A 240-nucleotide genomic window follows, 5' to 3' on the forward strand; every position below is an offset into this window, starting at 1 on the left:
GTCATAATGGTGAGCATCTGCCCCATTTTGTGTCAAGATAATATCAGGTTGGAAAAATTCTACAACTTCTCGGAAGCTTTTTTCGTACACTTCGATAAAAGATTCATCTTCTGTAAATGCCTCTAGAGGAATGTTAAAAGAATACCCAGTCCGATCACCATGGCCTGTTTCGTTTACATGACCTGTTCCTGGGAATAAAAAGCGTCCACTCTCATGTATGGACAACGTACACGCGGCTGG

General features: G+C 42.1%; 1 pseudogene. It reads right to left on the bottom strand.

Annotated features, from left to right (window positions below):
- A pseudogene (locus AOA59_RS31240) lies at positions 1–240 on the bottom strand (acetoin utilization protein AcuC); the annotation flags it as partial.

The sequence above is a fragment of the Pseudomonas sp. 2822-15 genome, from assembly GCF_002742515.1.
GTDB lineage: Bacteria > Pseudomonadota > Gammaproteobacteria > Pseudomonadales > Pseudomonadaceae > Aquipseudomonas > Aquipseudomonas salomonii.